The sequence below is a fragment of the Mycobacteroides immunogenum genome (genome assembly GCF_001605725.1).
Classification (GTDB): domain Bacteria; phylum Actinomycetota; class Actinomycetes; order Mycobacteriales; family Mycobacteriaceae; genus Mycobacterium; species Mycobacterium immunogenum.
This window is the reverse complement of record NZ_CP011530.1, coordinates 5,168,617-5,180,810: the sequence shown is the minus strand read 5'-3', so window position 1 is coordinate 5,180,810 and position 12,194 is coordinate 5,168,617. Positions and strand designations below refer to the sequence as shown.

Annotated in this window: 11 protein-coding genes; 4 read left to right on the top strand and 7 right to left on the bottom strand. The window is 64.7% G+C overall.

The genetic code is table 11. From position 1 onward, the window contains the following. Positions 1-24: 24 nt before the first annotated feature. Positions 25-1,695, bottom strand: coding sequence for a DUF3556 domain-containing protein (locus ABG82_RS25590; protein ID WP_043076213.1), 1,671 nt, complete (start codon positions 1,693-1,695; stop codon positions 25-27). Positions 1,696-1,818: 123 nt separating this feature from the next. Between ABG82_RS25590 and ABG82_RS25585 the strand changes: the two genes are divergently transcribed. After that, positions 1,819-2,637: an alpha/beta hydrolase gene (locus tag ABG82_RS25585; protein WP_078343640.1), complete on the top strand. Its 819-nt coding sequence runs from the start codon at positions 1,819-1,821 to the stop codon at positions 2,635-2,637. 90 nt (positions 2,638-2,727) lie between these two features. Here the strand turns inward: ABG82_RS25585 and ABG82_RS25580 are convergent, their stop codons facing one another. Then, entirely contained in the window at positions 2,728-3,987 is a 1,260-nt protein-coding gene (locus tag ABG82_RS25580; protein ID WP_308213259.1) for an oxygenase MpaB family protein, read from the bottom strand. A gap of 138 nt (positions 3,988-4,125) precedes the next feature. Here ABG82_RS25580 and ABG82_RS25575 point away from each other — a divergent pair, with 138 nt between their 5' ends. Then, positions 4,126-4,878, top strand: coding sequence for a DUF2786 domain-containing protein (locus tag ABG82_RS25575; RefSeq protein ID WP_043076388.1), 753 nt, complete (start codon positions 4,126-4,128; stop codon positions 4,876-4,878). Next, the gene (locus ABG82_RS25570) at positions 4,875-5,381 is read left to right on the top strand and encodes a TIGR04338 family metallohydrolase (RefSeq protein ID WP_078343624.1); all 507 of its coding nucleotides are present in this window, start codon (positions 4,875-4,877) and stop codon (positions 5,379-5,381) included. Before ABG82_RS25575 ends, ABG82_RS25570 begins: the two co-directional genes overlap by 4 nt. Here the strand turns inward: ABG82_RS25570 and ABG82_RS25565 are convergent. The 4 genes from ABG82_RS25565 to ABG82_RS25550 form a co-directional block, all read right to left on the bottom strand. Next, positions 5,378-6,022 carry an O-methyltransferase gene (locus tag ABG82_RS25565; RefSeq protein ID WP_043076214.1) on the bottom strand — a complete coding sequence of 215 codons (645 nt, stop codon included), beginning with the start codon at positions 6,020-6,022 and terminating at the stop codon, positions 5,378-5,380. The two genes, ABG82_RS25570 and ABG82_RS25565, sit on opposite strands and share 4 nt — an antisense overlap. 49 nt (positions 6,023-6,071) lie before the next feature. After that, positions 6,072-7,778: an aldehyde dehydrogenase family protein gene (locus ABG82_RS25560; RefSeq protein WP_043076215.1), complete on the bottom strand. Its 1,707-nt coding sequence runs from the start codon at positions 7,776-7,778 to the stop codon at positions 6,072-6,074. A 34-nt stretch (positions 7,779-7,812) separates the two neighbouring features. Continuing rightward, the gene (locus ABG82_RS25555) at positions 7,813-9,051 is read right to left on the bottom strand and encodes an ISL3 family transposase (RefSeq protein ID WP_043080596.1); all 1,239 of its coding nucleotides are present in this window, start codon (positions 9,049-9,051) and stop codon (positions 7,813-7,815) included. A 130-nt stretch (positions 9,052-9,181) separates the two neighbouring features. After that, on the bottom strand, positions 9,182-10,267 hold the full coding sequence (locus ABG82_RS25550; protein WP_043076216.1) for an oxygenase MpaB family protein: 1,086 nt from the start codon (positions 10,265-10,267) through the stop codon (positions 9,182-9,184). 81 nt (positions 10,268-10,348) lie between these two features. Between ABG82_RS25550 and ABG82_RS25545 the strand changes: the two genes are divergently transcribed. Further along, a complete protein-coding gene (locus ABG82_RS25545; protein WP_234707970.1) occupies positions 10,349-11,086 on the top strand; it encodes a TetR/AcrR family transcriptional regulator in 738 nt (245 codons plus the stop codon). Here ABG82_RS25545 and ABG82_RS25540 read toward each other — a convergent pair. Next, a complete protein-coding gene (locus ABG82_RS25540; RefSeq protein WP_078343626.1) occupies positions 11,067-12,191 on the bottom strand; it encodes a GGDEF domain-containing protein in 1,125 nt (374 codons plus the stop codon). The genes ABG82_RS25545 and ABG82_RS25540 overlap by 20 nt on opposite strands. Positions 12,192-12,194 lie beyond the last annotated feature (3 nt).

Here is a 12,194-nt window from a genome sequence, read left to right as displayed (position 1 = left end):
AATAGTCCCGTCGACCGACACATGTCAGCTGTTGACGTGCACCGGTAGGCCGTCATCCCAGGGTTGGCGGTTGACCATATCGGCCACCCGCACGTAGCCGCTCTCGAATTTGCCGGTGGCAGCGTCGACAAGCCGGTATTGCTGGGTCTGCCGATGAATGGGCTGGGCATCGAGCAACACGACGCGTACCTCGCCCGGCTCGAAGTGGCAGCGTTCCTGCAGCGCGGCGATCAGCTGTTCGTTGTGCATGTGCCCGTCACCGAAGTTCCAGCCGATGGCGGTGCTACAGATGCGCTCGCCGTCGGTGATGACGTACTCGCTCTCGTCCTGGCCGGCCATCGCGCGGTGCGCGAGGGTGAACATGGCGCGGCCATGGGTGTTCATGGCCCGGAATGCGTAGCCGATGTACAACAGCAACGGTGCCTGTTCGGTGCCGTAGTAGCGCTCCATCTGCGCCTGCGGCATGCTCGCGATGGCGACGATGCCCTTCTCGATCTTCGCGCTGGCCGACGGTTTGACACACCACAACGTGGTGTCCCAGTTGCCCGCGTAATAGCGCATGCCGGGCAGGAAGGAAACCTTGCGGGGTAACAGGTTTCCGGTTATCACCACGCCGGCGCTGACCGCGAATAGCAGCAGCACCGGAATCGGGTGTTGCAGATCGCTCAGGCCGACATTGGCGTGTGCGACGAACAACGACAGCACGCCGAAGATCATGAAAACGTTCCATTCCAGCGGCACACCCATCGGGATGGCGGTCAGAATGCCCAAGTGGAAGATCACCATCGCGGTTGCGGCCACGGTGGTGACCCAGCCGCCGTGGCTGAAGAACAGTGCGATGGGCACCAATCCCTCGACCGCGGTGCTCACGTGGGCGACGAGCCGGGACAGCCGTCCCGGCCGTAGATCGTCGGGGAACTTCTCGAAGAACGCGCGCTTGAGCCGCCGCGCGCGGATGAGCGGGTTGTTGGACATCATCGTCGAAATGACAAAAGGGAAGTGGCGGTTGAGCTTTGAGGTTGCCGCACCGATCCAGATGACAAGGAAGATGAGCTTGGCGGCCATGATCATGTCGGCTCCGGTAAACAGGAACGTCACGGTGAGCGCGCCGTACACCTCGCCGCGCGCGGCCAGGAAGATCACCTTGTCGCGCAGGCCTGCGATGGCCAGCAATCCGAGGACGGCCGCCGTCTGCCAGCTGGGCAGCAGACCGGTCGCGGCGGGCTTGGACAGCAGCGCGAACAGCACCATGCCCAGGAAGGCGGCGTAGAGCACGACATCGGCAGGTGTGCGCGCCGAGCCCTTGGTGAGCGGGATGCGCGGCCACGGCGGTAGCCGAATAGTGTTGGGCCGCAACCAGTACAAGATGGAGCCCAGGGGTGGGAAGAAGCGGTTGTTGAGCGGCCCGAAGCCGCAGCCGAGGCCGATGACCTCGAAGAGCATGGTGTAGAGCACCACCTTCTGGAACACGATGGGCGCGCCCCAATCGGAGGCGCCCGTTGCCACCATGGCGAACAACCAGCCGCCCAGGATGTACAGGCCGATCTTCAGCACATAGAACAGGTGCAAGGCCACCGGCGTCCCGAAGCCCACTTCGGCCCAATGCCGGGCCATCGGACGGATCTTTTCGGCACGAGTGCCCTTGCCCCATTCGGCGATGTCGACGACGGGCAGCGTGGGCTTGAGGAATCCCATGCGCCCACACTAGAACGTGTTCTAATTCCCCGTGATGCGATTTCGGTGCAAATGAGTGCGCTGAGCGCACGCAAGTGCACCGAAATCGCGGCACGTAGGGTTTGGCGTGTGAGCGGAACTCGGGTGCAGCGCGCCTTCGACGGCGCCGATAACGTGCGGATCGTCTACGACACCTGGACGCCGGAAGGGACACCGCGCGCGGTGGTGGTGCTCTCCCATGGATTCGGCGAACATGCGCGCCGCTACGACCACGTGGCCCAGCGATTCAACGACGCGGGTTACCTGGTGTACGCGCTGGACCATCGTGGACATGGCAGGTCGGGAGGCAAACGCGTCTACCTGCGGGACATCTCCGAGTACACCGATGACTTCGGCACCCTGGTGGATATCGCGGCACGCGAGCACCCCGACGTGAAGCGGATCGTGCTGGGCCACAGCATGGGCGGCGGCATCGTCTTCGCCTACGGCGTGGATCACCAGGATCGTTACGACCTGATGGTGCTCTCCGGGCCCGCGATCGCCGCCCAGGTGGGGCTGCCGTACGTGCTGACGCTGATCGCGCCGGTGGTGGGACGCCTGATGCCCGGGTTGCCGGTCACCGAACTTGATGTCAACGCGATCTCGCACGACCCGGCGATCATCGCCGCGTACAACGCCGACCCACTGGTGCACCACGGCCGGGTGCCGGCGGGGATCGGGCGGGCGCTCCTGGGCGTGGGGAAGACGATGCGCCAGCGCGCGGCGGGTTTGAAGCGTCCGGTGCTGACCATGCACGGCAGCGATGATCGGCTGACGGCGCCCGAAGGCAGCGTATGGCTGTCCGAATCGGCGCCCGATGCCACGCTGAAGATCTGGAACGGCCTGTATCACGAGATCTTCAACGAGTTCGAGAAGGAGCTCGTGCTCGATGAGGTCGTGGGCTGGATCGACGCCCGGCTCTGACGCTCCTCTGCGTTGACACGCCGTGTTCTGCGCCGCTTACTCGACGAATGCGTCAATAGACGGCGTGTCGGCGCAGTGGGGGTGGGTCCGCTAGCGGCGCATAGCCGAGAGATCGCGGAATTCGTGGGTATGCGCACCGGACTGCCAGTCGATCCAATGTTCCCAGCGCCGCATCTTGCCCCGCTGCCAATGCCGATCCACGGCGGGGGCGATGTGGCGGGCAATCTCTACCGCGGCGACGAACGGCGCGCGTGCGACGAGTGCCGCAGTTCCGATCCACCCGTTGGGAATCCGGTAGAGCCTGCGGTTCCACGGCAGCATAAAGAGCCTCGTGAAACCTGCCTGCAGCTGCAGATGAAATAGCCCTCGGAGCCGATTGGCCGGTGACGCGCCGGAACTCGGTGTGAACGAAGGAACGAACGACTCCACCAATTCGCGGGAGGCGTGCCCACCGTCATAGGCGCGGGTGGCATCGAAGTGGTACAGGATGCGCACGGCGTCCGCGACCGTCTCGGGGTAAATGTCATCACAGCGGACGCCGAGTAGGTAGCCCAAGTATCGACAAAAGTGCAGGGCGGCAATCATTTCCGATCGTGTGGTGAGGTATCCGACGGCCCATAGCCCAAGGCCGGGGGCCACACTGCCGGCGATCAGTGTCAGCAGCATCTCCGATTGGCTGATTGGCTCACCCCATTGCTCGCGGCGCCATTCGGGGTGTTTGCGAACTCCGCGACGCACCGAAACGTGCATGACGCGGATCTTCATGGTGATCTGTCGCGCGACGGAGTATCGATCTAGCGTGGCCCCGGGTCGCGCGCACTCCAGCCACCACCGGCTGGTTTCAAGATGGCGGTGCATCGCACCTTGACCTGCGTAACCGCCCGCCAGTGAGAGCGGAGTCGCTAGCCAGCCTTCGGTGTAGGTATCCATGGTGCCCGCGTTCGCGATGGAGCCCATGTCGTAGCCCCACCGCCTCCACACGGCGGCCCCGGCCTCGATGAGCTGCGGGTCGGCCCAGGACGGCAACGTGTCGAACTCGGCGAACAACGCCCGCATCGATTCCGGTGCGTCGTCGACGGCGTGGATCCCCTCGGTCAGGGCTCGGTCGAGCAGTGCGCGGCCGCGTTCGGGGCCGATGTCGCCGTAGTAGACCTCTTCGACGAATCTCTCGGCGACCGGATCGGTTATCCACAGGCCCGCGCCGTACTGGCGTACCACCTCCTCGGAAGGCATGAGATCGAAGCCGGACCACCGCCGCAGGGCGTTCCGCACTTTGGTGTGCGCCGGTGCCGGGTTCGCCAGATTCTCCGCGTATGCCGCAGGTAGCAGGGCGTTCTCTTGCAGGGTCACGCGGCCTCCACTGTCTGCGCATGGCTGGTATCGGGGATATCGAAACACAATGCGGCCAACGTGACAATCAATGTTGTCAGAAATTCTGAGCATGCTGCTCGCGCAGGTATGTCGCCGCTCTGGCCTAACCTGGCTTTCGTGACAGAGGACAAGCAGCTCTCGCGGATCGCCGCCCTGCTCCGTCAGGCCGAAGGCACCGATAACGCGCACGAGGCCGAGGCCTTCATGGCGGCGGCGCAGCGGCTCGCCACCGCAACCTCCATCGATCTGGCGGTCGCCCGGGCGCATTCGGTCAAACGTGATGCGCAGGCGCGGCCCACCCAGCGCACCATCACGATCGGCGAGGCCGGCACCCGGGGCTTGCGCACCTACGTCAACCTGTTCGCGCTCATCGCGGGCGCCAACGACGTCACCTGCGACGTCGCGTCAAACTCCACCTACGTGTATGCCTACGGCTTCGCCGAGGACATCGACGCCGTGCACGCGCTGTACGCGAGCCTGGTGGTCCAGATGGTGCGCGCCTCGGACACGTACATCAGTTCCGGGGCGCACCGTCCCACCCCGACCATCACGGCCCGCCTGAACTTCCAGTTGGCATTCGGAACCAGGGTGGGGCAGCGGCTGACAGATGCTCGCCAGGAGGCGCGCGCCGAGGCCGTCAAGACCGAGAAGCGGGGCACGGGAACCGAACTGGTGCTGCGCGACAAGGAAATCGAGCTGCGTGACTTCTACAAGGGCGCCTCGACGGCGCGGGGTCGCTGGCGTGCGGTGAGTGCTCAGGCGGGATACTCCTCGCATGCCCGCCGTGCCGGTGATCGTGCGGGCCGGCGAGCCAGGCTCGGTGCGAGTCCCGAGTTGGCGGGGGCTCGAGCGGCATTGGACAAGAACTGAGCGATCAGCCGCGCCCTCGGGACACGCAGCGCGCCAAGGTGTACGCCGCGGAGGAATTCGTGCGCACCATCTTCGAGCGGGCGGCCAGTCACAGTCAACGGGATATCGACTTCTTCGGTACCCGGCTGACCCTGCCGCCCGAGGCGCGTTTCGCGTCGGTCGAATCGGTGCAGCGTTACGTCGACGACGTGCTGGCGCTGGTGGACAGTAGATGGCCCGCCGGGCCCGTCACCGTGCGCGCGCGGCGCGGTGCGACAGCGGCACACTACGAGCGCGACGGGGAAAGAGCGGCCATCGCCGTTCCCGATGACCGCAACGGAAGCGCTTGGGCCATGCGTGAACTGGTGATTCTGCACGAACTGGCGCACCACCTGTGCCCGTACGACGGCCCGGCGCACGGACATGATTTCGTGGTGCTGTATCCCGAGCTGGCGGGACTGGCGATGGGGCCGGAGGTCGAATTCATGCTCCGGACCGTCTATGCCCGCGAGGGTGCGCGCTAACGCACCACCGCGATCGCCAGGCCGTCCCAGCCCTTGACACCGACCGTCTGCAGCGCGGTGGCATCGACGCGGGGATCGGAGCCCAGTCGTTCCAGCGCTTCCCGGGTACCTTCGGCATTCGGGCCTTCCGCCGAGATCCAGCGGATGACGTTGTCCACGACAATGACGGCTCCAGGCTGCGTCAGGCGTAGCGCCCAGTCCAGATAGCCCGGATTGTTGGACTTATCGGCGTCGATGAACACCAGATCGAACGGCCCCTCGACCGCGGGCAGCGAGTCCAGCGCAGCCCCCACCAGTACCTGCACCCGATCCCCGAAGCCCGCCTCGGTCAGGCTCGCCTGTGCGACGGCGGCATGGTTGGGATCGAATTCGAGGGTCACCACCGCACCCTGGGGCCCGACCGCCTTGGCGAGCCATGCGGTGCTGTATCCGCCGAGCGTCCCGACCTCCAGCACCCGGCGAGCCTTGGCGATCGTCGCCAGCAGGTACAGGAACTTGCCCTGCGTCGCCGAGACCGCGATATCCGGAAGACCACCGTCCTCCTGCGCCTGCCGAATATGGTTCAACTCGGCGGCGTCGGTAGCGACGGTGCGCTCCAGGTAGTCGTCGATCTCTATCCAGCGGGTGTCTGCATCGGCCATGATTCGACACTACGCCGCATCGAGGCCGTGGCGCCCAACGTAATTCGTGTCAGCCCCGTAGCGCGGAGATGAAGATGCGGGGGACTTTCAGCAGGCTGGGCTTACTGGCGAAATTGACCAGTAGTTCGCCAGTGCCTGCCGCTGTGGCATTGCTCACGAACCACGGCGGCTTGGGGGACAGGGCCCATTCGCCGTGTGCCACCGACCGCGGGAACGGCCGGAACGGTCCGCGCACCACGGTGCGTTCCGGCTTTTCCACCAGGAACCCGTTGTGCACCACACCGATTCCGCTTTGCACGTCGTTGAGGACGTGGCCCGGGTACGCGCCCCAGGTGGCAGCGGGAGTCAGGTAGCCCACGCCGGTCCAGGCGTTGATGGCCACGGTGCCGTACCGCAGGTCCTCGACCAGGGTGTCGAAATCCGATCCCAGCGCCTTGATGCTGTCCGGGTGCGCGAGCACGTTCACGCCGAGGGTGCCGACGAATTCGTCGTTGGCGACCCGGGTGGCCTCCCGCAGGAACTCCGTTCCATCGGAATCCAGTTCGATGACACCCAGGACCGGTCCGAAGTATTCGGTGCGCAGCAGGGCAGTGCGATCGTCGGGATCGACCACGAGCACTCGTGCACCGTTTTGCCCGTGACGCTCGGCATCGGGGTAGGACCGCTGCGCACCCGCCACCCGATCATCGGAACCGGGGTAGTAGGCGGGACGTGCCGGTGCCTCGTCGAGGGCCTTACGCAGTGCGGTGAGGAATTCCTCGCGCTGCGGCCACGCCTTGGACAGCACCACGACCTGCGAGGCAATGCAGTTGTAGCCGTTGTTGTGCAGTCGCTGGGTGGCGATGTGGCGGGTCTGGAACTCGATATCGGACGCGTTCCATTCCCCGGGCACCACGATGGTCGGCGAGACGCCGCCCAGCTCGCTGGTGATGGCCTTGTCCAGGACCGGCTGGTTGGCGGCCTTGCGCTGGGCACCCTCTTCACCGGTGCCGAAGACGATCGCGTCGTGGGTGATCGCACTGCCGGTCATATGAACGTGGTCGACCAGCTGGTGGTGCACCAGGTAGGTGCCCACGTCGGCACCGCCGGTCAGGATTCGAACCGCACCGATTTCGATGAACGGCTGCAGCACCTTGGTGAACACCGGCAGCAGCGGATCGGTGATGGGGTTGAGCTTGAGTGCCACCACGCGGTTGTTGGCGAACAACTCGTACAGGGTGTCCAGCGGCGCGATCGAGGTGATGTTGCCGGCGCCGAGTACCGCGCCGACACCGTGCGTGTGGCTGGGATCGCGCTGGGCCAGGCCTGCGGTGCGCAGCGCCTCGGCCTGGTCGACACCGGGCTGCAGCCACAGCTCGGCGCTGAACCCGGACAGCAGTAGGCTGTCGAAGACGTTGAGCGGCAATACCGAAACGGTGGTGCGGCCGCCGGGGGTCACGCCGAACTTGGCATCGCGCAGCGGGCTGTGTCCGGCTTGGAGCTGCTCCAGGCTGGCGATCAGGGCGGCAAGGGCGCCCGCGACGGCGTAGGGACCCGAGATCCATTCCTCGCCGACCAGCGGAGACTGCGGATCGAGCTTTTTGATCTGGAAGGCCGCAGCCTGGACCCACTGCTGCGCGTTGTCGATCACGCGCTGGCGGGTATCTGCCAGCAGTTGCAGTCGACCGGCCAAAGATGTCTTGGCCCAGGTTTTTTCACCTTCAGCCAAGTCCTGCAGTGCCTGATCTACCGGGGATTCGATCTGTACATCGGTCATATTTGTGGCTCTATTGCCATGAATGTGGATGACCTCATGTGTGGTATGGGAGTTCGAGGGTCACCGGTCCGCAGACGAGCATGATCATGGCGAGCGCGTTCTCGGCGTTGTGGAAGCCGTAGGCCCTGCGGATGATCAACCGGACCTTGTTGTTGAGCCCTTCGTGGCGGCCGTTGGCCAGTCCGCGCTCCACCGCGGCTTGGATGCCATCGAGGTGTTTGTTGATGGTTCGGCCGACCTTGACGAACTGCGGGATCCGGCACCGCTGCGCCCATGAGCACCATTTCCCGAGCATGTCGGTGACGGTGTCGGCGTCAAGATCCCCGGCGAACACCGCCCGCAGCGATTCCTTCAGTTCGTAGGCGCGGACCAGTGCGCCGCCCTCGCGTTTGAGCTGGGCGAGGGTGGCTTTCTGTGTGTCGGTGAGGGATTCGGGGTTCTTCAGCAGCGCCCAGCGGGCTCCCTTGTAGGTTTTGGCGATCTGCTTGTCCGACAGTTTGCGCGCGGACTGCCATACCTGACGGCGAACGTCGTCGAGGGCGTCGGTGGCTAGTTTGACGACATGGAACGGATCGAAGCAGATCACCGCCTGCGGGGCATGTGCGCGAACGGATTTCGCGAATGCCGGCCCGAGGTCCATCGACACGGCCTCGATCTTCTTCGCGCCATCGGCGGGTAGGGCCGCGGTGAAGAACGCGTCGAGAGTGGCTGCCTTCTTGCCCGGCGCACCCCACACGATTGTGCCGGTGTCGTGGTCGGACACCAAAGTCAAATACTTGTGGTGCTTGCGCCAGGAGATCTCATCGACGCCGATGTCGACCAGCCCGGCCAGCCGGTCGGGGTCCAGTTTCTCGGCCACGACGCGCGAACACATCGCCCCGACGGTGCGCCACGTGACGCGGCAGAACGTCGACACCGTCTTCTTGTCACACTTGGCGGCCAGCCAGACCGCAAGGTCCTCGAAGTCGCGGGTGAACCCCGATCCCGGCCGCGCGAACGGCACTGACTCGGCCAGGACACCGTGCTCGGGGCAGCGCAACCGACGTCGCCGCAGTTTGAGCACACATACCCGCCCACTGAGGTCCAGGTGCCGCCACGCCGAATCCACCATCCGTGTGTCGTAGCGGTGCCGGGTACGGAAATCGCAATGCGGACAGGACATCACCCGCTGTTGCGGGCGCACCCACACCGTCACCTTGTCGCCGCACTCGACGTCGCGGACCGTGGTCTTCGGCAGGTCGAGGACACGGTTGAGTAAAGTGGTCGCGCGCACGGGCAAGCTCCTTGGTACGAGGTGTAGGAGCTTTCGAACCTATGAGCTACCCGTGCGCCCAGACCACTCCGCCACGCGAGACATAGCACACCCCACCCGACCCACATTCATGGCAATAGAGCCATATTTGTCAGCTCACGCTCTTGTCGAATTCGAGGAGTGCGTCATGGTGGTTGTGACGGTACGGGGTGGGACCAGAGCCCTGTTCCCGCTTCGCCAGAATCTGAGCGTACTGCTCAAACGGGGTGATCTTGTCAAACTCCTTGCGGGCCTGCTCCGGGGTGTAGGTGACCGGGTTCTTGGCCGGAATGTCCTGCAGCACCGGACCCAGAATGGCGGTGGTGTGCGGAGTGGTGAAGTCCAGGATTGCCAGCTCGAGCTGCGGGCGCGACGCGATTAGCCTCAGGAAGGGGCGCACCACCGCCCGGGCGGCCGCGTCTTGCCAGCGGCGCTGCGGGATTCCGCCGAGCAGACGCATCCAGTCGGGCATCGTCGCGATGATCGCGCGGCGCATCGGGATGTTGAACAGTCGGCGCAGCCAGCTCGGAACACGTTCCGGCAGGATGTGATAGCCCAGGTCAACGAGGTAGTTCATCATGCGCTGAGCGACCTCGGAGCCGACCAGATCGGGCCGGAAGCCCTCGAAGTAGGCGCGGATGCCCTCACGGGTACGTGGCACGTCGTCGGGGTTGATGGTCTGGAACTCGGCGGCCCGGGCACATTCCTCCCAGTACTGGGCCTCCTCGGCTTCGGACAACTTGCCGGGACCGAACATCTCGAAGGTGTAGAGGATCGAATGCCACGCCGTGAGGTGGATCCACAGCTGCGAGTGCGGATCGTTGGCATCGAACGGGCGCTTGGTGATCGGCTCGGTGCCGACGGCCTTGGAATGGATCTTCACCAGAATTTCGGCTGCGTCGAGCACGGACTTTGCATCGCCGAACGCCACCAGCGCGAAGTACTGCATGGTGCGGTCATAGCGCAGCCGGGTGCGGGCGTAGACCTGGCCGGTGGCGTCCACCGCGGCGGCCAGGAAGGGATCTAGGTGCTCGATGGTGACGGCGCGGGAGAACCCAAGCAGCATCGAAGTGGGGTAACTCCAGACCTTCCAGGTGACCGAGCCCGGGCCGAAAAACCCGTAGTCCTCGGCGGGCGGCAGGGGCTCGGGCGCAGCGGGCAGCCCGGCGGCTCTCCGGAACGTGGTTACCGCATCCATCTTTGGACGCTCCCTTCAATTCACATGGTACGCGCCGTACCAGTGGCAGATCGTACGTGATGTACCACTTGATTGGCTAGAGTGAGGCACGTGCAACCGGACGGTCAGGACGTCACTCTCAGCAGATGGAGCGGGCAGCGAGAACGCCGCCGCGCCGAGTTTGTCGACGCGGCCCTGGTGGCGATCGCCGAACACGGGCCCCAGACGTCGACCGAACAGATCGCGGTACACCTCGGGGTCACCCGCACCAAGCTCTACCGGCACTTCACCGACGCTGCCGACCTGCAACGCGCCGTAGCGCAGCGGGCCAGCGACATGTTGATCGCCGACCTGGCTCCGCTATGGGAGCCGCATGGGTCGATGGCGCAGATCATCGATGCCGGTGTCGGCGCTCACGCCCGCTTCCTGGTCGGGCACCGGAACCTTTATCGGTACCTGGCCCATTGCTCGTTGGCGGAGAATTCCGAGGCGCCTGATGCGATCACCGACATCAAGCTGTCAGTTGGTACTCATCTGGGGCAGGTTTTCGCGCTGTATCTGGACGCGTTCGGTGTCGGAGTCGAATCCGACATCCTCGCGATGGGCATCGTGGGCATGGTTGAAACGGCAACCAGCCACTGGCTGGACTACCCGGGGACCACATCGCAGGAGCGCCTCATCGCCGATCAGGTCCGGTGGATCTGGCTGCTGGTCGACGACACCCTGCGCGCGGAGGGTGTTTACGTGGACCTGCACGAGCCCCTGCCGCCACCGGATGAGATCGCCCGGAGCGCGGAGCAATACCGCGACCCGGAGCGAGTTACGGCGAACGGTCGTTGACGCACTGCGGTGCGATCCGGAACTGATTGCCGCCGTTGCGTTTAGCTTCATACATGGCGATGTCGGCGCGGCTGATTAACGACTCGATCGCTGATTGCGGGTCGGCGGCGGTCACCGCGATAACAGAATCAGTCGCGATGCCAATACTGGCGGTGACAGCCAGGTCCGTAGGGGCACATGTTGCGATGCGATCACCTAACGCACGGGCGAGATCGGATATCGACTCCGCCGCGCACAAGGTGATCACCAGGAACTCATCGCCGCCGGAACGTCCGACAATCGTCCGCGAATCATGTTGTTCGGAAAGGGCTTCCGCACATTCGATGAGGACTCTGTCGCCGGCGTCGTGGCCGTGCGTGTCGTTGACCAACTTGTATCGATCAATATCGACGGTGGCGACCGCAACGACTCTTCCGTGGGCAATCTCGTCACCGGCGACGAGCGCTCTATGTTTGCGTTGCCATTCGTCGAAGATTCCGCGCCGATTGAAGATCCCGGTCAAGGGGTCGCGCCATGAGGCCATGGCCTGCAGCCGGACCATGGCGATGCCGAACTGAATGACCACCGGCACCAGTACGACTACCAGCATCTGGCAGATCGCCATGGCGATTACTCGCGCGACGATCTCAGCGGGCCCCGGTACGGCAAGAGGAACGGCCAGGGCGCAGATCACGGTGATGCACCAGATGGCGTGCGCAAGAAGCTGTCTGTTCCCAAGGAAGAAGCTCACGTACGCACCTATCGGGGTGAACAGCATGGCCGTGCCGAGGGAAAGATCGGTCGACAACTGAGATGCCGATGCGGCGATACCCACATCGGCAAAGGCCACAAAGATCATCGACTCGGTGCGGCTGGCCCAGGACCCGACAAACCAGCGCAATGCCCAGGCGAGTGATCCTATTGCGCACACCCCGACCACTGCCCGGCCAAACAGCGTTGTGGGAGCCGCGTTGCTGAACTGCGCCACTACGCATATGGCTGCGAAAACCAATGCATACCAGCCGATGAGGGTGCGAAGTGACCGATCTAGCCCGTTTGCTTCGAGGTAGCTCTGTAGCCACCCGGGCGGAACCGGCTCGGTCCACCATTTCCGCAGAAATTCCATCCA

Excerpts from the sequence above, each read along its gene's own strand:
- ABG82_RS25590 (WP_043076213.1), bottom strand. The coding sequence starts at position 1,695 with ATGGGATTCCTCAAGCCCACGCTGCCCGTCGTCGACATCGCCGAATGG.
- ABG82_RS25565 (WP_043076214.1), bottom strand. The coding sequence starts at position 6,022 with ATGGCCGATGCAGACACCCGCTGGATAGAGATCGACGACTACCTGGAG.
- ABG82_RS25560 (WP_043076215.1), bottom strand. The coding sequence starts at position 7,778 with ATGACCGATGTACAGATCGAATCCCCGGTAGATCAGGCACTGCAGGAC.
- ABG82_RS25550 (WP_043076216.1), bottom strand. The coding sequence starts at position 10,267 with ATGGATGCGGTAACCACGTTCCGGAGAGCCGCCGGGCTGCCCGCTGCG.
- ABG82_RS25540 (WP_078343626.1), bottom strand. The coding sequence starts at position 12,191 with ATGGAATTTCTGCGGAAATGGTGGACCGAGCCGGTTCCGCCCGGGTGG.